Source organism: Pontibacter sp. FD36, assembly GCF_015686655.1.
In the GTDB taxonomy this organism is placed as follows: domain Bacteria; phylum Bacteroidota; class Bacteroidia; order Cytophagales; family Hymenobacteraceae; genus Pontibacter.
Map to the genome: position 1 here is coordinate 409,536 of NZ_JADPMP010000002.1, position 21,124 is coordinate 430,659.

Consider the following 21,124-nt stretch of genomic DNA (forward strand, 5'->3'; position numbering starts at 1 on the left):
TAAAACAGTAGAATAATCTTCCAACCTTTTTATGATACCTTCTTTAACGGAAGGTTAGGACCAAGGTTACAGGTTCAGGAAAAATATTTTAAAAACAAAAAGGCTGACGTTTCAAGTCAGCCTTTTCTAACAATTTGAAGCTTTTTACACTTCAAGCTTTGTATATCCTTTTATACGAACTACCCGCAGGCAGGTTCGGTCAATTAGAATCTTTTTTTGCGGAATCCGCCACGATCACCACCGCTGCTGCGACGGTCACCGCCTCTGAAAGAGTCGCGGTCGCCACGGCCACCGAAACGGCTTCCACCGCCTCCGTATCCGCCGTCGCGACGGCCACCTCTGTCGCCTCCACGATCACGATCGCCACCGAAGCCACCGCGATCGCCACCGAAGCCACCGCGGTCACCACCGCCGAAGCGCTTGCCACCACGATCACTGAAGCCGAAGTCTTCTCTGCCACCACCGGCACCGCCTTCTTTCTTCTGCGATTTCTCTACGATCACCATGCGGCCTTCCACCTCGATGCGACCAACTTTCTGCAGGATGTCAGCTGTGTATTCAGTAGGTACCTCTACAAAGCTGAACTTGTCATACAGGTCAATATCGCCTACTTTAGAAGCAGGAATATCGGCGTTCTGGCTTAGCAGGTCGATCAGGTCTTTTGGATGCACACGGTCTTTCTTACCAATCGTGATAAACAGACGATCGAAACCGGCTTTTGGTCCACCAAGGCCTTTTTCAGCTTCTTTACCAGCCTCTTTCGTTTTAGCTTCCTTCAGGCTCATTTTGAGCAGGGCAGCCGCCACTTCCAGGGAGGTATAATCTTCGTTTACCAGTTTCTCGATGGTGTTAACATGCTTGGTCAGGTTGCCCTTCTCCAGCACTTCACGTACTTTGTCGAGGAACAGGTTGGTACGGATCTCGTTTACGTCTTCGTAAGTAGGTACCTGCTGCAGCTGCACATTCGCTTTGGTATAGCGCATGATGTCTTTCAGCTTGTACATGTCAGAGCGGCCTGCTACGAAAGAGAACGCCTTGCCTGACTTACCGGCACGACCTGTACGGCCGATACGGTGTACATAAGACTCTTCGTCCTGCGGCAGGTCATAGTTAAACACAGCCTCCACGTTGTCTACGTCAAGACCACGGGCGGCCACGTCAGTTGCTACCAGGATTTCCAGCATACCGTTACGGAACTTGCCCATCACGTTAGAGCGCTGGTTCTGGTTCAGGTCACCATGCAAACCATCGGCAAAGTAGCCACGGGCCTGCAGGTTGGTTACCAGTTCATCCACCATACGCTTAGTATTGCAGAAGATGATCACCGACTTCATGTTGTGCATGTCCAGGATGCGGGAAAGTACTTCCTGCTTCATAGAGTTACGCACTTCGAAGTATACCTGGTCAATGTTGGTTACGGTCAGCTCCTTGTGCACCACTTTCACGATCACCGGATCGTTCTGGTAGCGCTTGGTCAGCTCCATAATAGGTTTAGACATCGTAGCTGAGAAGAAGATCGTCTGGCGCTCTTCCGGCATTTTGCTCAGCACAAACTCGATGTCTTCACGGAAGCCCATGTCCAGCATTTCGTCCGCCTCATCCAGGATGATCTTTTTGATCTTGTCCAGTTTCAGCGTACCGCGCTCGATGTGGTCCATCACACGGCCTGGCGTACCGATCACGATCTGCACACCCTGCTTAAGGGCTCGCAGCTGACGGTCGTAAGCCTGACCACCGTAAATAGGCACGATGCTGATGCCTGGCTTATACTTAATAAGTTTCTGGATTTCTCCGGCTACCTGAATAGCCAATTCACGTGTTGGGCACAGGATAAGCGCCTGCACACTGCGATCGTTCTCGTCGATGCTTTCAATGGTAGGTATACCGAAAGCGGCCGTCTTGCCCGTACCCGTCTGGGCCTGGCCAATAATGTCGCGTCCTTCTAAAACTACCGGGATTGCTTCTGTTTGGATGGGAGATGCTTCTTCGAAGCCCATGTCAGCGATAGCACGCTGTACTTCCGGCGAAAGCGGAAGCTCGTCAAATCTGATTTTGTTCATTCTGATTATAATAACTTTTTACACTACGTCTGGAGACAGCCTGTCCATAAACCCTTCTTTACGAGAAAGAAGTCCGACAAGAATAAAAATCAACCAGGTTTTGCTGTAACAGCGGTGTAGCCAGTTTTACTTAAATCAGACTGATTCCAAATCGGCTGCAAAGGTACGCATAATAAATGAAATCATCGTCATGCGTGCTAATATATTATCAAATAAGCCAACATAAGTAGGTGTGTATTATTCGGTTATAAAATTGTTATGAGAAAATGGCGAACGATTATATTTATTTCAAAATCTTTTTTATTTTGCGTCAAAATATTCCAAATTATTATTGAAATAAGAAACACTGATTTCATTTACCCGTAAACAGACTACATTCACCCTTAAAATCAAGCCGTTAACTATTATTAAAATTTTTCATTGGTATATCCAATATATTGCACGTAGTTTAGTGTATTACAGGATCGAAACCAGTTAAATTTTAACACAAGAACTTAATCCTATTAAGAATTGATGGTCTTTGTGATCAATTCGTTAAAGGTTTAACTGCCGCCGCCCTATCCAATCAATTGAAAGCAATATTTTTAGAAATAAATGTGCAGTATATAACCTGCAGCATAAAAATACTTTAGATCTTTAACCCTTTAATCCTTTCTAATTATGTTACACTTCTCCAAAATCACAGCTAAAAGCAAGGACTTTCATCTAATCGCATCAGGCGCACTGGCTTTCAAGATTCACAACAAGATCCTGAAGGACGAAGATTTCATGAAGGGCGCCAAAGTATCACGCAACCTGCTGCAAAGCAATGCGGTTATCAAATCAGACAAAAGTGAGGCAAAGGTGTTCTTTGTGATCATCTCTGATCTTGATAAAATGAATGCTTCCAACCTGTGTAGTATGATAGCAAAGGAACGCGCAAAGGGAAGTTACGCCGTGTGCCAGGTGATTCCAATGTACTATAACGAGCCATCTTTCAAGGCGCTTAAGATGCTGCGTCAGAATTTTGATGAAGTGATCGAACTGAACAAACTGACGCTGGGCGGCGGCAAGGCGCTGATGAGCACAGAGCAGCAGCACTGTATTATCACTGATTACTCTATTTCCATGGCACGCATCATGCGCAATGTATGTGTGGGTGTACATGCTCCTGCCCCTGCTAAAGAAGAAAAGAAAGGCCAGGTCGTATACGCATAGCCTTTTACTCTAATATAGAAAGGCAACAGGCTCCTTCGCGTAAGCGGGGGAGCTTTTTGTATTTTATACCCTGATCTCCAAATATTTGCTACCAGCAGACCATAATTTTAAGGGCGGGCTCTGGCATAAACCATGTCGTAGGTGTATCTTTAGAATCCTTTAAAAAGCCTTCCGCTATGTCGCCAAATTTTAAGATACTCTCTTCATCAGCTGGTTCCGGCAAAACCTATACCCTGACCAAAGAATACCTGAAGCTTGCGCTGCATACTGCTGATCCGGACTACTACCGGTCTATCCTGGCGATCACCTTTACCAATGATGCGGCGGCTGAAATGAAGGAGCGTATTTTGGGGGCCCTGCGCAATTTCAACAACCCGAATCTGAGTGGAGGCGAACTGCAAAAGAGCGAGGACCTGCTTGAGAAGATAACGGATGAGCTGCAGAAGCGCTTCCCGGATGAGCACTTTGATAAAGAGCAACTACGGCAGCGCGCTGGGCTCTTGTTTACCCAGATCCTCTACAATTACAGCGATTTCTCTGTCAGCACGATCGACAGCTTCGTCAATAAGATCGTACAGGCTTTTACAAAGGAGCTTAATATACCCTATAACTTTGAAGTAGACCTGGACTCCCAGACGCTGGTGAGCACAGCCGTGCAGCTGCTGCTGGACAAGGTGAGTAACCGGAAAGATGACCTGCTCTCGGAAACGCTCGAGCAGTACGCCCTGGAAAAAGCCCGCGAAGGACGCAGCTGGAACACTTTGCCCGATGACCTGGCTGATTTTGCAAAGAACCTGCTTAATGAACAGGTATACGAAGCCGTGACAGACCTGCAGGGACTCACGCTCGAGGATTTCAGGGAGATCAGGAAACAGCTCAAAGAACTGCAGGAAGGTATACTGGCGGCTTTGCAGGAAGATGCGGGTAAAGCGCTGCAAGCGATTGAGCAGGCTGGCCTCTCCCCTGCTGATTTCTACCAGGGCAATCGCGGTTTGTACGGTTATTTCAGTAAGTTTAACCGCGAAGCTGATCTGACATACGGTAACAACTACGCCCGCCAGACGGTGGAGGAAGACAAGTGGTATGCCGGTAAGGCCTCCACTGCTACAAAAAACCAGATTGACGGGATACGGCAGCTGCTCACAGATCTCTATTATAGTATCGAGTCGATCAAAGAAGAATATGCCGGTACATTTACCCTAATCTCAGCGGTAGTGCCACACCTTTACAAAGTATCGGTGCTGAACGAGCTGGAAAAGTGCCTGCAGGAGATCAAGCTTGACCGTAACACAGTGCATATTTCAGAATTCAATAAGCGCATCATCGACATTGTGCTGCAGGAGCCTGTGCCTTTTATTTATGAGCGACTCGGTGAGAAGTACAACCACATCCTGATCGATGAGTTTCAGGACACCTCCGTGCTGCAATGGAACAACCTGCTGCCGCTCGTCGATAACGCCCTGGCTTCCGGACACTTCAGCATGGTGGTGGGCGATGCCAAGCAGGCGATCTATCGCTGGCGTGGCGGTGAGATGGAGCAGATCCTGCACCTTTACAAAAACAACACGCACCTGCTTTACGAAAACCGACGCCATGGGCACATGATCCGGGAGCGCTATGAATCAGTGCGTGAAAATCTGGCTCCTGATGAGCTGCAGCAGAATTTCAGAAGTCGCCGCGAGATCATCCAATTCAATAACAAGCTCTTTACCTTCTTTAGTGAACAACACAAGGTATACAGCACCTTCACCTCCATCTACGACGATAAGTTTGTACAGGAGGCGCCTGAATCCGGAAAGGCTGGTGGCAAGGTGCAGATCATGTTTACTTACCCCGACGACCTGAACTACAAATACGACTTGAGCAGCTGTGTCCGAACGGAAGAGCTCTACGATGAATACACCCATGCGCAGGAACTGAGCTATGATGCCAGCACCCTCAACATGGTGATCGAACTTGTACGGCAGGGTTTAGCGGATGGCTATACCTTGAAGGACATGGCTATCCTGTGCCGCACCAATGCCAAGAGTAAGCTAATTGCCAATTTCCTTAAGGAGAAACAGTACGATATCATCTCGCAGGATTCTCTTTCATTGCAGTTTGCAGAAGTGATCAATGTGATCATTGCCATGTTCCGGGTATTTAACCGTCCAAATGACACGCTGGCAAAATCAGAGGCGCTATACCTGATCCACACTGTGACCAGCGGCAAAGTACCAACTTCAGAACTGGCCCAGAAGATAGCCCAGATCTCTAACCAGCCCGATCCGCAGCTGTTTTTTGATTACCTGCGTGAATTAAAGTTTGATGTGAAGGAGCGTGAGACGGGCAACCTGTCGATCTACGAACTCACCGAGCAGCTGATCCGCATTTTCAATCTGCTGGGGCACAACAACGAGTGCGAGTACCTGTTCCGCTTCCTGGACCTGGTGCTGGAGTACAGCCTCAAGAACAGCAATAACCTGAACAACTTTCTGGCATATTGGGACGTGCAAAAGGAGAAGCTGAGCATCAATACGCCTAAAGACCGCAATGCCATTACGATCACCAGTATTCACAAAGCCAAAGGCCTCGCCTACCCAATCGTTATCATTCCGTTTGCCGACTGGAGCACCGAGCCGCAGACGAGAGCCCTGATGTGGAGCCGTCTGGCTGACGACAACAAGGTGATGGGCAAACTGCGCAGCGTGGCGGTGAACATCAGCTCACGCCTGGAGCATACCGAACTAGCTGACCAATATAATACTGAGATAGAGAAGACCTTTATCGAAAACCTGAACATGCTCTATGTGGCCTTGACCCGTCCAAAGGACAGGCTATACCTGATTGGTAACGGCAAGGACCTGATTGAGGAAAGAAAGGCACAGAAGGCATTGGAAGGAACAGCCAAAAATGTGAGTCACCTGCTCTACCGCTACCTGGTGGCTGAGGGGCTTTGGGAACCAGGCAAACTGTGCTACCAGGTATACGCCGGAGAGTCCAGGGCGCAAAACAGCGACAAACGCGAGATCGGCCCCGCCTATACCTTGGATTACCTACAGACAAACGACTGGGCAAAGCGCCTCCAGCTCAAGCAACATGCCAACAACGTCTTCGACTTCGAAACGCAGACCGAGCAGCGCATTCAGAACAAGAAACTGCACTACGCCCTCTCCCGCATTCTGACCGCAGCGCAGCTTGATGATGTGCTGCGCCAGATGGTATACCAGGGCATCATCAGCGACAGGGAAAAGAGTACCTTAAAAGAGCGTTTGCTCGAAGTCGTGGACCACCCGAAGATCAGCCATTACTTTTCGGAAAAGGTTATTGTGGAGCATGAAAAGGAACTGCTGGATGCACGCGCCTATCTCTATAAGCCTGACAGGGTGGTGTTTAACGGTGATCAGGTGGTGCTGCTGGAATTTAAATTACCACCGCCCCAGGAAGAGCACCGCAACAAGCTCGACCATTACGCTGTGCGCTTTAAGCAGCTTGGTTACGAAAAAGTAAAATGCCTGCTTTACTACTTCGATACTGAGGAACTGTACGAATGGTCCTATGGCGGCAAGAGCCTGCAGATGGGGCTGGCACTTTGAGAATGAATAATGAGTAATGTCTAATAACGGATTGCTCTTCATCATTTATAGAATAATTACTAATCATTGATTATACATTAATTACATGGACAAAGCAGCACAAACCATGATCGATAACCTGGAAAAGAACACAGGTAAGTCGCTTGAAGAGTGGACTCAGATTGTACAGAGTAGCGGTTTGCAAAAGCACGGTGAGATTGTGAAGTTTCTAAAAAATGATCACGGCTTTACCCATGGCTTTGCCAACATGGTAGCACTCAAAGCTAAAGGAACGGATGCCGGATCAGCTGAGAAGCCGGAAGACCTGATCGAAAAGCAATACAAAGGAAAAGAGCAGCTCCTGCTCATTTATGAAGCACTTGTTGCCCAGTTGAAGCAGTTTGGAAATGATGTAGAACTGGCTCCTAAAAATGCTTATGTGAGTGTGCGTAGTAAAAAGCAGTTTGCCCTGATCCAGCCCTCTACCAAAACCAGGCTGGACGTTGGTATTAACCTGAAAGGCAGAGAAGCGGAAGGCAGACTGGAAAACTCTGGTAGCTTCAATGCCATGTGCTCGCATCGCGTGCGACTGGAGCAGACAGATGATGTTGACGCAGAGCTAATCGGTTGGCTGAGGGAGGCTTATGAAGGAGCCAGGTAAAAGATAATATAGCGGTTTAGCTTTGAGAGAGATATTAAGAGATAAGAGGGAAATTATGGAACAGAGAATTACACTCATTACATTAGGCGTCAGGAATTTGCAGCGCTCCAGGGAATTTTACCAGAACATATTTGGCTGGCAGCCGCTCGAGAGCAGCACAGAGAGCATCATTTTCTTTCAGCTGAATGGCCTGCAGCTGGCGCTATTCCCACAAGAGTCGCTGGCAGATGATGCCGGTCTGGAGGCTGATGGCAAGGGCTTTAAAAGCTTTTCGCTGGCCTACAATGTGAGCTCCGAAAAAGAGGTGGATGACCTGGTAGCAGAACTTGCAGGCAAAGGTGTCCGCGTACTCAAGCAACCTGAAAAAGTGTTCTGGGGTGGCTACAGCAGCTACGTCGCCGACCCCGATGATAACCTTTGGGAGATCGCCTATAATCCCTTCATGAAGATGGATGAAACAGGAAACGTTCTGAGTTAAAATTTAGAAAGTTAAGAAGGCAGAAAGTTGTAGTGAAAGGTCTCTAATTGTCCGAATCGCGCAATTAATAATTTAACAATTCAGCAGCTTAACCATCCTACAAATTCCCAACTCATTAATTCACTCATCCACTCAATCACTCAACAAAAAAGTGCAGACCTTCCTTGAGCTAACGGCAAAATACGTTTACGAAAAGTATAAAGAGAACATCAGCGAGCTGTGCATCGTGCTGCCGTCGCGACGTGCGAGTTTCTTTTTTAAGAATGCCCTGGCACAGGCTGCACCCGAGCCCATATGGTCCCCGGAGGTGTCTGGTATGGAGGATTTCATTACCAAGCTGGCCAAAGTGGATGTGCTGGAGCCGATTAACCTGCAACTGGAGCTCTACGACCTGATGCGCGAACAGGACCCCAACCTCGATTTCGATCAGTTCATCACATGGGGCGGCACATTGCTCGACGACTTTAGCCGCATTGACCAAAACCTGGTGGACACTGGCAAACTCTTCGATTATGTGAGCGAGGCCAAGGCACTGGAGCGTTGGGACCCGGAGCGCCTCGGCAAAGACCTGACTCCTGCAGTTAAGAAATATTTCAGCCTGTGGGACAACATCGAGAAGACCTACCACAACCTGAAAAACCACCTGGAGGAGCGCAAGCAGGCTTATACAGGTATGGCTTTTAAGATTGTTTCTGATAATATCGAGCAACTGGCTAAGTCGCCGGAATGCGCCCAATACCTTTTCATTGGCTTGAACGCCCTGACTAATTCTGAGGAGAAGATCATCCGCACGCTGCTCAAGCACAACAAAGCGGAGGTATTGTTTGACTCCGACGACTTCTACATGGAGGAGGGTACGCCTAATCGTGCGGGCAGCTTCCTGCGCAGGTATAAGAGCACCTGGAATTTGCCGGAATGGCGCTGGCAGCAAAACCTTTTGCTCACGGACGAGAAAGAAATCAATGTGATCGGGGTGGCCAATGCCAGTATGCAGGGTAAACTGGCCGGGCAGCTGATCCAGGAGATCCGCACGCGCGATAAGCACGCACAGATCGCAGTGGTCATGCCCGATGAAACACTCCTGCTTCCCGTGCTGCACTCTATTCCCAACGAGGTGCCGAATTATAACGTGACCATGGGTCTCAGTTTTAAAGGCACGCCGCTTTACAACCTGATCGACCTGCTGTTCGACGTGCACCTGACCGGCGTGACACAGCTGCAGGAGTCGGGTTACAAGGTATACCAGTACCATCACCTTACGGTAACCAAGCTGCTCTCCCACCCTTTTATCCGCAGGTATGAGCTGTATATAAATGAGCAGTCCGACAAGCCGGAACTCCACGGATTTGTGCAGCGTGTGCTGGACCAGATCGTGCAGGACAACCGCGTGCTGATCACGGCAAACGACCTGCTGAGGATGGGCAAGCACGAACCGCTATTCGAAGTGTTGTTTACATCCTGGCGTGACTGCGACGACATCATTGCCTCGCTTTACAGGCTGATCGACCTGCTGCATAAAATGTACAGTCACCAGCCCAGCACCATCGAAACCGAGTACCTCTACATCTTCTATACCATAGTTAAGCGCCTCGATACGATTTTCGACTGCCGCGAGCAGAAGATATCGGTGCGCAGCTTCCGTAAGTTCCTCAACGAATTGATCGCCCGGCAACGGCTTCCTTTCAGCGGTGAGCCTATCTCTGATTTGCAGATCATGGGTATGCTGGAGACTCGTGCGCTGGATTTTGAGAACCTGATCATCCTGTCGGTGAATGAGAACACACTGCCAGCTCCAAAACGTCATGAGTCGCTGATGCCATTTGATGTGCTGAAGCAGTTTGGTTTGCCTACTTATGCTGAAACCGAGGGGGCTATGGCCTATAATTTTTACCGTCTGCTGCAGCGTGCCAAAACTGTGAACCTGCTCTACGTGCTGCCATCCGACACCTATGGCTCCGGCGAAAAGAGCCGTTTCATACTTCAGCTGCAGAACGACCTGGCGCTGCGCAACCCTAAGATCAAATTCAGCGACCTGACCGCTACGGTGGAGCTGCGTGATCAGAAAAAGTACGACGAGGATATTGTCATCCACAAAGATGCCCAGACGCTGGAGCAGCTGCGGCAGGAACTGAAGCGAGGCCTCTACCCTTCACACCTGAACATGTACATCAACTGTTCGCTGCAATACTATTTCAGCCGCATCGCTAAGATCAGGGAGATTGACGAAGTGGAAGAGCAGCTCGGCGCGGACCAGTTTGGTACCATCGTGCACCAGGTGTTAGAGGACTTCTTCCGGCCTTTTGAGCAGAATGGCCAGCCGATCGAAAAGCCACATGTAGAACAGATGCTCAAAGATCTGCCAGCTAAGGTAGAAGCCGAATTTAAGAAAGTGACACGAGGCGCTACGCCTGAGCGCGGCATGAACTTCCTGCTTTTCAAAGTAGCTGTGCAGGTGCTGGAGAAGTATCTGGAGAGTTTGCTGAAGTCTGATGATGAACTGCCGCTTTATGTGTTGCGCCTCGAAGAGCAGCTGGAAACAACGCTGCAGGTACAGGTGGGTGATGAGCTTATACCTGTGAAGGTAGCTGGTAAAGCCGACCGCATCGACCTGAAAGGCGCAGAACTCCGCGTGATCGATTATAAAACCGGCAAAGTAGAACGCAACCAGGTAAACGTGAAGCCGGATGATGTAGACCTGCACTTTATTACCTCGCCCAAGTACGATAAGGCACGGCAGCTGTGGCTCTACGAGTACATCCTGCAGCGCAACCTGGAGCAAAAACCTGAACTATTGCTTCGTAATGCAGGTCACTTAGACCCGGCACGCATTGTGCCCAGATCAGGGATACTATCATTCAGGAATCTGGATGCCGGTGTACTCACCGCCGACTTCCCATTTGATCAGGCGACCGGAGAGGACTTCATTACTTCTTCGGAGAAGCTGCTCACCCGGTTTGTGCAGGAACTACTCGACCCAAATGAAGTGATCCGGAAAACAAAAGAGCTGGAGATCTGCCAGTATTGTCCATACCGGGGCATCTGTGCGCGATAATTTTGCGAAATAAAGGTATCTCTTAAACAGAGGCATAAAATGAAAAACCTTCCCAGGTCTTTAGAATAAGACCTGGGAAGGTTAAGTCAAAAGGGGATTAATTAAGTAATTTTCTCTTGTAGATGACCCTTATTTCAAATCCATCTCCTAGAGTGTTGCCGCGGCCTACTACAACATATCCTTCGTTTTTCTCGGGTGTAAAGTAGGATGTGGAAGCCGTTACGTAATAATTAGAGGCCACTATACCTTCTTCTTCATTGTCACTCTTCGCGTAGAAATCAAATCGATGATTTAACTGCTCTGTATCCATCCGCAAATCAGGAATTTTGATGCTCAGCGGCAGTTTCTATTTATCTACATCCTTAAAAATTTCACTCGTAAATAGCAGTGGATCTTCCTCATCGGAATAGTAACGTTTACTGACAGACAGGTACATGTCGGTTGTTTCTTTTACAGATTGTGCATCCGTGCTGGTTCCGTCTACCCAGAAGCTGTCGGCATAGTTGATCAGCTGAACTTCATCTGCATAATAGTTACCCACTTTGATCACTTTTCTTACAGTGCGCACTGCATCTCCGTTTTTAGTTGTCAACCTGATGGTGTAAGTCCCCATCTCTTTGTAAGTGTGAGCGGGTTTCATCTCTCTGGACGTTTCGCCATCTCCAAATTCCCAGAAGTAACTATCCGCTTCACCAACCGCCTCAACCCTGACCATTTCTTTTACAGCGAATATTTCAGCATTATGACCAAATTTGTCGATCAGCTCAAATTCAATTGCAGGAAGGACAACATCTTCTTTCTCTTTACAGGAAAAAAGGAACAACAGTACAGCAATCAGGAAGTAGTTTTTCATCGTGTTTGTTTTACAGTTAGAAATAAAATCACGGGCGCTTCGAAGGCCATTTGACTCAGGCAGGACACAAAATTTATACCATAATAAAGTTTAAGTGCTATATATTTAAACTTTAATTTAAAATTAATCCCTTGAATGTCAGTTGTCACTGTTGAAAGTGTCATTTTTATCTAATCATATCTAACCAATTGCATCAGTTATAGTAGTAATCCTTTGTGAACCGCGTCATCGATATATTTGAGCGAGTAGGCCTGACCCTGCAGATTGTGAAAACGGCCTTTGCCGCTTCGCTTTCCTGGTTCATCGCCTCTACCCTGCTGCAGTCCGGATACCCTTACTTTGCGCCTATTGCCGCCATCATTACGGTACAGGTAACGGTACTCGACTCTGTGAATAAAGCGACGCAGCGTATAGTGGGCATTATTGGTGGCGTCTTGCTGAGCATGTTGCTTGGGCATTGGCTGAGCATCAACACTTTCTCTATCTTCCTGGTCATCATGCTGGGTATGGGCATCTCAAAAGCCCTGCGTATGAACCCGCAGATCATTTCACAGGTAGCCATCAGTTCGCTACTGGTTTTGGCTTTCGGACATACCGAAGAAGGCTATGCTTTCGAACGGATTGCTGAGACGGTGCTAGGTTCAGGTATAGCTGTTATCATCAATGCCCTGATCGTGCCGCAGAATGCTATTCCGGATGTGGAAAGAAGCGTGGTCAGGTATAGCAGGCTGTCAGCTGATACGCTGGTGAGGCTTAGCAAACTAATCGACTCATCCAGCAAGCGCATGCAGTTTGGGCGAGCTGAAGTAGATGCCCTTATCAGAGAATCAGCTGACAGCCGGAAAGCGCTTGACCTGGCCGAGCAAAGCCTGAAGTACAACTTCCTGCTCACGCACAAGCGTATAGCGCTGAACCGCCTGGCTGTCCATATAAACAACCTTGAAAGTATAACCATCCAGATCCGAGGTATCCGCAGAAGTCTGGCCGATCTGCAGAAAGTTAAACCCTTCCGATCGGCATTTGCAGGAAAAGAGCAGTTGCAACTCGCCATGGAGGTCACCGCCAACTGCATCGTTGCTTTTGGACAAAGCGTGGTTGATTCATCGGAAGAAAACATCGTGCAGCTAAAGAAACTGATGCGGCAGGCCCGCCTGGAGCAGGACCGTTGCCTGGAGTACCTGAAAGACATAAAATCGCCTGAGATGCAGCGGGACGTAGGCAGCATTCTCACTGACCTGAAACGAATTCTGACAGAGGCTGAAAGATAGATATCAGTGTTTGTTGCGCTCTTGTATTTTACCCCAAAACTTGAGCTACCATTCAAATAGAGAAAATTCTGTCAGCAGGAAAAAGGGCTTTACAAAGACCAGCAAAGCCCTTAATGTGGCAATTAAGCATGGAAGAAAAATAATATCTGACTTTTATAATATTATTTAAGCAAAGCATGCAACGTCTCATTGATTATTAGCATCTTACAACTACAAGAAAGCCTATAATCCTATGAAACAGCAGCCTTTATTCAGAGCCGTCGCCCTTTTGTGCCTGGCACTTTGCTTCTCTTCCTGTGATAAAGAAGAAGAAATTGTACCGGTGGAAATCATCATGCCATTGCAGGTCGGCAATGAATGGGTATATGACGTGATAGATTACAATACTGATGGCGATATTCTCACCACCAGTTCGTTCAGACGGCAGGTAGTGAAAGATACCCTGATCAGCAAAACCACCTGGTATATTTTGAGTAATGGCTCGATCGTACGGAATGACAAGGATGGATACGTGTACTATAGAAAGGACGCCAAAGAACAGTATATTACTTACCCTAGCCCCGAGATGTCGGGCATCGCTTATGGATACGAGTACCCGAATTATACCTTGTGGATCTACCACAGAAGAACATCAGGCCTTGTAGCTGTACCGGATTCACCGCATGCGAACCAGGCACTTGAGTTCAGTTTTGAAAGACAGACTTCCCAAAAAGCATCCTCTTCGCTGAGTACGACCTGGGTCAAAGAATACGTAACGCCTGACATCGGAATGATCCGAACGGACTGGTATTATGCCGACTCCGACAAGTTGATGCGCCGCTATGAACTCAAGAGTTACCGTGTGAAGTAGAGAAGTGCGGAGTCGCATTTAAAATGAATCAAAAATAATGAAGTAAAAAATACGAAGTCCCGTATATAGAGCCTCCGATATTATGCGTTGATCTTGAAACGGGACTTTTATACTTCATACATTTTTAGTAATATCGGATTCTTAACACATGCCGATAAATTTGATTGCATTGCGTACCTCTATTATCACCCTTCTATTATTATTATCCTCTTTAGCCGTTTTCGGTCAAAGCTCTAACCTGCAGGTAGTAGCGATGCCCGGCGACGGAATCTATACCTTATTGCGCCGCCACGGGCTCAATCCTTCCGAGCATCTTCAGAAGTTTGTGGAGATGAATAAGGAGCGATTTGGCAAAGACAACGGCCTGATTGCCGGCAAAGAGTACACCTTGCCTGAGGGTGCTACTTCAGCCGAAAACAACGCCGTGGCCAGCGACAATACACGTGTCGCCACTGAAACCAGTAAAGCACGAAGCGATGTAAGTGCCGCCCCAGCCAAGGTAGCTGCCCGGGTAATTGAAATGCCTTTGTTCGGGGAGAAGTATTCCCGTGTGGAAGTAAAGTCGAGCAAGCTACAGGGAGCGGTGTATTACCTCAGCTCCGGGCATGGCGGACCTGACCCGGGTGCCGTGGGCAAGTATGGCAGCCATGATCTCGCGGAAGATGAATATGCCTATGACGTAACCATACGCCTGGCGCGGGTACTGATGGAGCATGGTGCTACTGTGTATATGATCGTGCAGGACCCGGACAACGGCATACGTGACGAAGGAATTCTGAAAATGGACCGGAATGAGGTGGTTTACCCAAACAAACCAATCCCACTCAACCACAGTGCGCGCCTGCGTCAGCGAACCAATGCGGTAAACAGCTTATACCTGAAACACAAGGGCGCCTACCAGCGCATGCTGGCCATTCACGTCGATAGCCGCAGTGAAAGCCAGAACATCGATGTATTCTTCTATCATCACGAAAACAGCAAGGATGGGGAGCAATTGGCAAAGAACATTCACCAGACTTTCACGAACAAATACAGACGCTACCAGCCTAACCGCGACTACTCTGGAAATGTATCACAGCGCAGTAGCCTGTACGTGATTAAATACAGTCACCCCCCAACCGTATTTATTGAGCTCGGTAACATCCGCAATGTAAAAGATCAACGACGTTTTGTGATTCCGGATAACCGCCAGGCCCTTGCCAACTGGATCTATGAAGGCCTGCTAAGCGACTATTCACCCGAATAATAAATGCTATTTATTCGGGTGAATAGTCGCTTAGCCTAAACTGCCTCTATTAATATCAGGATAATGCTGTATACCGCAAATGCGGATAAGTCTACCCCGTTTTCTCCACTCCATCCTGCATTCCAATCATCTGTTGGCGCTTCATATTTCCTGTCCTTTACCACGACCGGAGTAGAGCGCTGCAAGAAATCATTATGTCATAATTCTTTTAGAAAGAAGTGACCTGTATGCACGCATTTATGTCGGCAACGACAATCTAAGGCATAAGCAAGATTTTGCAAGATGACACCATACAGCAGTGCCTGGCTGCATTAGCCAGCAAGCATGGCATGTTAACTCAAAACTTACTTCTGTTCACCAATCTCAGCTGTAAGTTTTGTGCAATTACTTTAATCGATCCGTTGATCGAAAACAGGCTTCTATATCCCAAGAAATACCTATTCTAAACAAAAGAGGTCTCCCTTCGTTTATAATTATAGGATTATTACAATGAATTAAGTACAATTAGTCACGAACTTTTAAAGACTACTACTATGAAACGAATTTATTTACTATCAGCTTTGATTATTTTTTTCTCAACTAATGTCTTTGCGCAAGATGTTGAAGACCTTCCCCGGCCTCAAACATCAGCCCCGGTAGCTAGTGATGCTATACAACAGGGAAATTGGCTTGTTGGCGCAAGTGTTGCCAATGTTGGTCACAACTTCAAGTCCAAAACCTTCAGCCTGGATGTAACTCCTAGAGCAGGCTATTTTATCAGTGATAATGCAGTGATTGGCGCTCAGGCTCAGTTAGGTTTGTCTATCTACAGTGGTGGCGAATCGTTCCGATACGGTGTGACGCCATTTGTACGCTACTATTTTCCTGAGGGCGCCTCTCCTACCGGCAGATTTTTTGGTGAAGCCATTGTAGGTATAGCGGGCAGTTCTGAAGAAGACAGTGATGGAGATTCCGTTTTTTCACGCGTATATGGTATTAGCGGTGGCTATGCGTACTTTGTAGCAAGAAACGTAGCGCTAGAAGGTATGCTTAACCTGGTCCGCAGCAATGCTAACGTAGACTTTGGAGGATCAGCTACTGGTCTTTCCATTAGTCTCGGCCTTCAGATTTACCTGCCTGCAGGTAATTAAGTCGCTATATTAAAAAGTAAAGCCCGCTCCAGTTCTCTGGAGCGGGCCTTAATTTTTAAGTCTGACATGACTTATATTTATTGCAGTACTTTCTCAACCAAATGTCTGCTACCGTCAATTTTATGATGGTAAGGCAATCCCAGTATTTCAGCAATCAGCGGGTATACATCCACGTTTTGGAAAGTATCTACTTTAACGCCTTGCTTGAAAGCAGGTCCCCAGGCATAAAAGGTAGCGTGCATTTCTTTCACTTTGGTGGCATCATAACCATGCTGTCCAGGGTGAGGCGGACGAGATGAAAAGTGGAACACTTTCGGTGCATCCGTCAATAGCAGGATATCTCCTACACGGCCATATTTGTCATCCTTTGCTCCATAGTGCAGGTGTTTTGGCATGTTTGATCTTTTGTATACCTGATACTCCTTTGCCTCTTTCTTCAGCTTCCGGTAAGTTGGCTTCACGGCTTTCTTATCTTTGGCATGCAACTCCACCACCATGCCGCCACCTGACACCATAAACTTCGCGGTGTCAATAGCCGCTGGCATAGGTAGCATATTTTTCGTATCCACTTCGAGCATGCCATGGTCTGACACAAACACGTAATTCACCGGCAGCCCTGTTTTGGCCACCGCCTCAGTCAGCATCTGCATGTGTTTGTCCAGCTCCAGTACAGCCTCTTTTGTCTGAGGTGCATCAGGACCATAGCGGTGACCTGCATGGTCTACCTCCGGCAGGTAAAATGTGATCAGGTGCGGACGCTTTTCAGCAGGCAAACTGAGCCAGTCCACTACTGTCTGGATGCGTCGCTCAATGGGCATCACCTCACTGTACTGGTAATGATACGTAGGCAGTATACCTTGCACCGGCGCCTCAGAACCTACCCAAAAAAAACTGGCCGCGACCATTTGCTGCTGTTCTGCCAGTACCCAAAGTGGTGTCCCCCCATACCAGCTGCCATCTTCCACTTTGCTGCGGTCACGCATGCTGTAGTGCTCCTTGCGCTGCGGATCGTAAAAGTAATTGTTGATCAGTCCGTGGCTGGCCGGGTATAGCCCTGTCACAATAGAATAATGGTTCGGGAAAGTTTTGGAAGGAAAAGCCGGCAGCATGGAAGCCGCCTCCACTCCTTCTGAACGCTTCGCCTTCAGGAACCTGGCGTCAAACTTATCTGCATAATCATACCTAAAACCGTCGGCCGAAATCAGAATGACGTAAGGTTTTTCCTGTTGCGCCAGGCTGTTATACCTGTCATGAATGACACGCTGCACCGTGTCTACTTGTGCGAATGCCAGTCCATGCCAGAGCAGGCAAACCAGCCATACGGAAATCTTTTTCATGGTGCGAAGATACGCTAAAACCAGTGTAGCTACCAGACCAAGGGCTTTATTTTAATGTTATGACATACAGCCATACCTGTAAAAAAACCTACCGTAAATTATCAAAAGAGACATTTGTCATTATTCAGCAGTCAAGGTTTGTATACCTTGCCTCACCGTAAAATCAAAACAGATGCTACACGAAATCCCTCCTTTCACACTGACCTTCCTAGGCGGCGCAGGTACGGTTACCGGCTCTAAAATGCTGCTTAAAACAGATAGACACCAGGTGTTAATTGACTGCGGTCTGTTTCAGGGGCTCAAACAATTGCGCCTGCTCAACTGGCAGGACCTGCAGTTGAATGTGGAAGAGTTGGATGCCATTATTCTGACACACGGTCACCTGGACCATTGCGGCTATCTGCCTGTACTAGCAAAGAACGGTTACAATGGCCCCATTTATGCCACCACTCCCACCCGTGACGTAACAGAAATAATACTCCGTGACAGTGCCAAGATACAGGAAGAGGACGCCGCGGAAGCGAACCGGAGAGGTTATTCAAAGCATCTTCCCGCCAAGCCCCTGTATACCTCTGAGGATGTAGACGTTACGTTGCCACTCTTCGAAACTCACGATGACAATGAGTGGGTGATCATCAACGAAGACTTCAAGTTCTGTTTCCGGAAAAGCGGACATATACTGGGTTCCGCCTTTATTGAACTCAAGTGTAAAGGACGCAAAATCGTTTTTTCGGGTGATATCGGTAGACGTCAGCCGCTCTTGATGGACCCACCCACCATTATCCGGGAGGCGGATTACCTCGTGCTGGAATCAACCTATGGCGACAGGCTGCACGAGCAGGCTTCGGCTTACGAGGAGCTGCAGGCCTACGTGAACCATACCATTGAGAAAGGTGGCGTGCTGGTGATCCCAAGCTTTGCCGTGGAGCGGGCACAAGAGCTGCTGCTTATACTGAATACACTACGAGAAGACCGCAGCATACCGCCTATACCTATCTATCTCGACACGCCGATGGGAATTGATGTGACGGAGCTATACCTGCACTATCGTGATTGGCACAGTCTGAGTGATGCGGAGTGCCGCACCATGATGCATAATGTACACGTGATCCGTGACTTTGAGCAAACGCTGCGTGTGCTCGACAAGCCAGGGCCGAAGATCGTCATTGCCGGCAGTGGGATGGTAACCGGTGGTCGGGTACTGTACTACCTGCAGCGACTGCTGGATGATGCTAAAAATACAGTGCTATTAGTGGGCTACCAAGCACCCGGCACGCGTGGAAGCCTGTTGCTGAGCGGTGCTACTGAAATTAAAATGCAAGGCAATTACTATCCGGTGCGAGCCGAGATCCAGCAGATCTCTTCACTTTCAGCGCACGGCGACCAGGCCGAATTGCTCTGGTGGATTAGCCACCTGAAAGACGCCCCCTTGCAGGTATACCTAAATCACGGGGAAGCACAGGCACTGGAGGCACTTCGGCTAAAAATAACAGACACCCTGGGCTGGAGCTGCACGATTGCCGAGATGGGCAAGACCTATGAATTACATTAAAATTTGATCATTTGATAAATAGGCGCTTGTCAAATGCAAAAGGCTCTGTTTTGATGATGCGCACTTTATGAAAATCAGGGTGGCGTGGGTTTACCAGGTAATTAAATGTGCCCTGTACGGTGGCGGAGGGAACCTTAAGTATAAGATTCGTACCTTCTGATACGTAACGATCCCCTATCTTCTGGGTGGCATTGCTGTGCGGGAATGATTTCCAGGAAGCTGCCAGGTCTTTTTCGTGTACTTCCCCTGAAGGAGCATCTTCCGGTAATTCGATTGTAACGAGGTGGTAGTCCTTAGGCACTATACCCAATGGCATATGCACGGCTATCTCTACCGTACATAAGGCAATGGATTCGCTCGTATAAAGCACAGCTGTGCCTTTGCTGTTCCAACGGCCACCTGCCAGTTCAGCACCTTTGCCAGACAGGTCATTGCAATACAGTTTTCTGCTGAGGCGGTATACGATCATGCCAGCACGCCATGCTCAATTCTGGTCAGTTCGTCGCGAAGCAGCCCAATGCCAAATGTGCTGTCAAGCAGTTCTTTCGGGCGTATACCTCCCAAGGCTACATTTTTTGCTTCCAGCCAGGCATCAAAGTCTTCTTTCTCTCCGAATACCTCCATCCCTTTGTTATACACTAAGGTGATCTCCAGGATTTTCTCGGAGTGCAGCGGATCGAACTTGCGCTGTTCTTTTTTGTAGCGCTGAAACGTACGCTCTGACAAGTGCAGAAACTCCGACCACTCTCCTATGCTAAAGGGAATTTTGTTCGCGATGTTCTGGAAGGTGGCGTACTTTATACCTTCACGCACAGTCGTGATCAGCATGAAGACATCCCGGTCATCGATCAGACTGTAGTTGATGCCGCTGTTTATTTTAAATGCTTTGCCCATTGTCATTTCCTTTTCTCAAATATACGCAATCTGTCGCAAAATATACGACAAGTTGCGCAACATATTTTAAGGCGTTCCTGATCAATCACATGAACATGCTATGTGCAGTCACAGAATAGGGCTATACCTTTGTCTAAATGGATAATAGTGCCAATGTTAGTTTGGGAGCGGAAAGAGAGGCACTAATCCGGGATTCGCATCGTTTGAAGCCAGAACCAAGCTCTATTACCCATGCGAAGCCACCTGATCGCTTTCGGACTAATTATAACAGGCACCATGGCCGCCTGCACTTCCCAAAATGCCATTACAGAAAACAGGCAGTCTCCCAAGCCTGAACTGACCCTTAACGACGTTATTCCAGCAAAAAGAAACCTGACACCTGAAGAAAAACAGAAGCAGAAGAAAACTCTGGATACGGATGCGAAGCGCTTCAAGAACCGTAAGGCAGCATCGGCTTACTATGTGTTTCAGGCTAAGCGCAATTTCAATGAAGAAAAAATAGATTCAGCGAGTCTGCTACTAAACAAAGCCTGGCTAATGGATAGCACCAACAATGAGGTATACTGGGCTTATGGGCTCGTGTACGGCCAGCAGAAAGTGTATGACAAGGCACTCTTTGTACTCTATCACGCACTGGAGAAAGACCAGCATAATCCACGCTTGCTGACTGACCTGGCTACCAGCCATCTGGGTCGTTTTTATGCAGAAAGTAATCCCCAGGACCTGATGCAAAGCAAGAAGCTGCTGGAAAGTGCCGTGCGCTACTCCCCTAACGCAGCCGACGCCTATTACAAACTCGCTATCAGCCACTACTACCTGCAGGAGTATGGCAAGGCGTGGGATTATCTGCACAAGAGTATCAGCAAAGACAAAGCTATGGCGGATGCCACCTTCATTGCGGCCCTGCTGGAAAAGCAACAGGATCCTGCAGGCAAATACGAGTAAATGAAAGGACATCATTTGTTATTTCAAGACAGGTGGCGTATTTTTAA

At 47.9% G+C, this 21,124-nt stretch carries 17 protein-coding genes; 11 read left to right on the forward strand and 6 right to left on the reverse strand.

The genetic code is table 11. The features are described from left to right. Positions 1-203: 203 nt before the first annotated feature. Positions 204-2,060 (reverse strand): DEAD/DEAH box helicase, encoded by a 1,857-nt coding sequence (locus I0P70_RS04240; RefSeq protein WP_196114930.1) that lies wholly within the window; start codon positions 2,058-2,060, stop codon positions 204-206. A gap of 660 nt (positions 2,061-2,720) precedes the next feature. On the opposite strand from I0P70_RS04240, the gene I0P70_RS04245 reads away from it, so the two are divergent. The 5 genes from I0P70_RS04245 to I0P70_RS21570 all read left to right on the forward strand — a co-directional run bounded on the left by I0P70_RS04245 (position 2,721) and on the right by I0P70_RS21570 (position 11,002). Next, positions 2,721-3,257, forward strand: a complete 537-nt coding sequence (locus tag I0P70_RS04245) for a hypothetical protein (protein ID WP_196114931.1) — start codon at positions 2,721-2,723, stop codon at positions 3,255-3,257. 176 nt (positions 3,258-3,433) lie between these two features. Beyond that, the gene (locus I0P70_RS04250; protein WP_196114932.1) at positions 3,434-6,832 is read left to right on the forward strand and encodes an exodeoxyribonuclease V subunit beta; all 3,399 of its coding nucleotides are present in this window, start codon (positions 3,434-3,436) and stop codon (positions 6,830-6,832) included. Between the two features lie 85 nt (positions 6,833-6,917). Then, on the forward strand, positions 6,918-7,472 hold the full coding sequence (locus I0P70_RS04255) for a DUF4287 domain-containing protein (RefSeq protein WP_196114933.1): 555 nt from the start codon (positions 6,918-6,920) through the stop codon (positions 7,470-7,472). A 55-nt stretch (positions 7,473-7,527) separates the two neighbouring features. Beyond that, a complete protein-coding gene (locus I0P70_RS04260) occupies positions 7,528-7,950 on the forward strand; it encodes a VOC family protein (protein WP_196114934.1) in 423 nt (140 codons plus the stop codon). Positions 7,951-8,101: 151 nt separating this feature from the next. Further along, positions 8,102-11,002: a PD-(D/E)XK nuclease family protein gene (locus tag I0P70_RS21570; protein WP_196114935.1), complete on the forward strand. Its 2,901-nt coding sequence runs from the start codon at positions 8,102-8,104 to the stop codon at positions 11,000-11,002. A 97-nt stretch (positions 11,003-11,099) separates the two neighbouring features. On the opposite strand, the gene I0P70_RS04270 is transcribed toward I0P70_RS21570, so the two are convergent. Then, positions 11,100-11,318, reverse strand: a complete 219-nt coding sequence (locus I0P70_RS04270; protein WP_196114936.1) for a hypothetical protein — start codon at positions 11,316-11,318, stop codon at positions 11,100-11,102. A gap of 30 nt (positions 11,319-11,348) precedes the next feature. Then, positions 11,349-11,855: a PKD domain-containing protein gene (locus tag I0P70_RS04275; RefSeq protein WP_196114937.1), complete on the reverse strand. Its 507-nt coding sequence runs from the start codon at positions 11,853-11,855 to the stop codon at positions 11,349-11,351. A gap of 215 nt (positions 11,856-12,070) precedes the next feature. On the opposite strand from I0P70_RS04275, the gene I0P70_RS04280 reads away from it, so the two are divergent. The 4 genes from I0P70_RS04280 to I0P70_RS04295 all read left to right on the forward strand — a co-directional run bounded on the left by I0P70_RS04280 (position 12,071) and on the right by I0P70_RS04295 (position 16,349). Then, positions 12,071-13,123, forward strand: coding sequence for an aromatic acid exporter family protein (locus I0P70_RS04280; protein WP_196114938.1), 1,053 nt, complete (start codon positions 12,071-12,073; stop codon positions 13,121-13,123). A 232-nt stretch (positions 13,124-13,355) separates the two neighbouring features. Next, the gene (locus I0P70_RS04285) at positions 13,356-13,973 is read left to right on the forward strand and encodes a hypothetical protein (protein ID WP_196114939.1); all 618 of its coding nucleotides are present in this window, start codon (positions 13,356-13,358) and stop codon (positions 13,971-13,973) included. Between the two features lie 148 nt (positions 13,974-14,121). Next, positions 14,122-15,219: an N-acetylmuramoyl-L-alanine amidase gene (locus I0P70_RS04290; RefSeq protein WP_196114940.1), complete on the forward strand. Its 1,098-nt coding sequence runs from the start codon at positions 14,122-14,124 to the stop codon at positions 15,217-15,219. A gap of 533 nt (positions 15,220-15,752) precedes the next feature. Further along, on the forward strand, positions 15,753-16,349 hold the full coding sequence (locus tag I0P70_RS04295; protein WP_196114941.1) for a hypothetical protein: 597 nt from the start codon (positions 15,753-15,755) through the stop codon (positions 16,347-16,349). A 77-nt stretch (positions 16,350-16,426) separates the two neighbouring features. On the opposite strand, the gene I0P70_RS04300 is transcribed toward I0P70_RS04295, so the two are convergent. Continuing rightward, positions 16,427-17,686, reverse strand: coding sequence for an ectonucleotide pyrophosphatase/phosphodiesterase (locus I0P70_RS04300; protein WP_196114942.1), 1,260 nt, complete (start codon positions 17,684-17,686; stop codon positions 16,427-16,429). Between the two features lie 172 nt (positions 17,687-17,858). Here I0P70_RS04300 and I0P70_RS04305 point away from each other — a divergent pair, with 172 nt between their 5' ends. After that, positions 17,859-19,238 carry an MBL fold metallo-hydrolase RNA specificity domain-containing protein gene (locus I0P70_RS04305; protein WP_196114943.1) on the forward strand — a complete coding sequence of 460 codons (1,380 nt, stop codon included), beginning with the start codon at positions 17,859-17,861 and terminating at the stop codon, positions 19,236-19,238. Positions 19,239-19,245: 7 nt separating this feature from the next. On the opposite strand, the gene I0P70_RS04310 is transcribed toward I0P70_RS04305, so the two are convergent. Continuing rightward, positions 19,246-19,707, reverse strand: a complete 462-nt coding sequence (locus I0P70_RS04310; RefSeq protein ID WP_196114944.1) for an RES family NAD+ phosphorylase — start codon at positions 19,705-19,707, stop codon at positions 19,246-19,248. Beyond that, positions 19,704-20,132 carry an antitoxin Xre-like helix-turn-helix domain-containing protein gene (locus I0P70_RS04315; protein ID WP_196114945.1) on the reverse strand — a complete coding sequence of 143 codons (429 nt, stop codon included), beginning with the start codon at positions 20,130-20,132 and terminating at the stop codon, positions 19,704-19,706. The genes I0P70_RS04310 and I0P70_RS04315 overlap by 4 nt, the downstream gene beginning before the upstream one ends. A 231-nt stretch (positions 20,133-20,363) precedes the next feature. On the opposite strand from I0P70_RS04315, the gene I0P70_RS04320 reads away from it, so the two are divergent. After that, positions 20,364-21,077, forward strand: coding sequence for a hypothetical protein (locus tag I0P70_RS04320; RefSeq protein WP_196114946.1), 714 nt, complete (start codon positions 20,364-20,366; stop codon positions 21,075-21,077). Positions 21,078-21,124: the final 47 nt, after the last annotated feature.

Bases quoted from the DNA above. Each gene is read 5' to 3' on its own strand.
- I0P70_RS04275 (WP_196114937.1), bottom strand. From the start codon at position 11,855: ATGAAAAACTACTTCCTGATTGCTGTACTGTTGTTCCTTTTTTCCTGT.
- I0P70_RS04285 (WP_196114939.1), top strand. From the start codon at position 13,356: ATGAAACAGCAGCCTTTATTCAGAGCCGTCGCCCTTTTGTGCCTGGCA.
- I0P70_RS04295 (WP_196114941.1), top strand. From the start codon at position 15,753: ATGAAACGAATTTATTTACTATCAGCTTTGATTATTTTTTTCTCAACT.
- I0P70_RS04300 (WP_196114942.1), bottom strand. From the start codon at position 17,686: ATGAAAAAGATTTCCGTATGGCTGGTTTGCCTGCTCTGGCATGGACTG.
- I0P70_RS04290 (WP_196114940.1), top strand. From the start codon at position 14,122: ATGCCGATAAATTTGATTGCATTGCGTACCTCTATTATCACCCTTCTA.
- I0P70_RS04240 (WP_196114930.1), bottom strand. From the start codon at position 2,060: ATGAACAAAATCAGATTTGACGAGCTTCCGCTTTCGCCGGAAGTACAG.
- I0P70_RS04245 (WP_196114931.1), top strand. From the start codon at position 2,721: ATGTTACACTTCTCCAAAATCACAGCTAAAAGCAAGGACTTTCATCTA.
- I0P70_RS04310 (WP_196114944.1), bottom strand. From the start codon at position 19,707: ATGATCGTATACCGCCTCAGCAGAAAACTGTATTGCAATGACCTGTCT.
- I0P70_RS04305 (WP_196114943.1), top strand. From the start codon at position 17,859: ATGCTACACGAAATCCCTCCTTTCACACTGACCTTCCTAGGCGGCGCA.
- I0P70_RS04260 (WP_196114934.1), top strand. From the start codon at position 7,528: ATGGAACAGAGAATTACACTCATTACATTAGGCGTCAGGAATTTGCAG.
- I0P70_RS04320 (WP_196114946.1), top strand. From the start codon at position 20,364: ATGCGAAGCCACCTGATCGCTTTCGGACTAATTATAACAGGCACCATG.
- I0P70_RS04255 (WP_196114933.1), top strand. From the start codon at position 6,918: ATGGACAAAGCAGCACAAACCATGATCGATAACCTGGAAAAGAACACA.
- I0P70_RS04315 (WP_196114945.1), bottom strand. From the start codon at position 20,132: ATGGGCAAAGCATTTAAAATAAACAGCGGCATCAACTACAGTCTGATC.
- I0P70_RS04250 (WP_196114932.1), top strand. From the start codon at position 3,434: ATGTCGCCAAATTTTAAGATACTCTCTTCATCAGCTGGTTCCGGCAAA.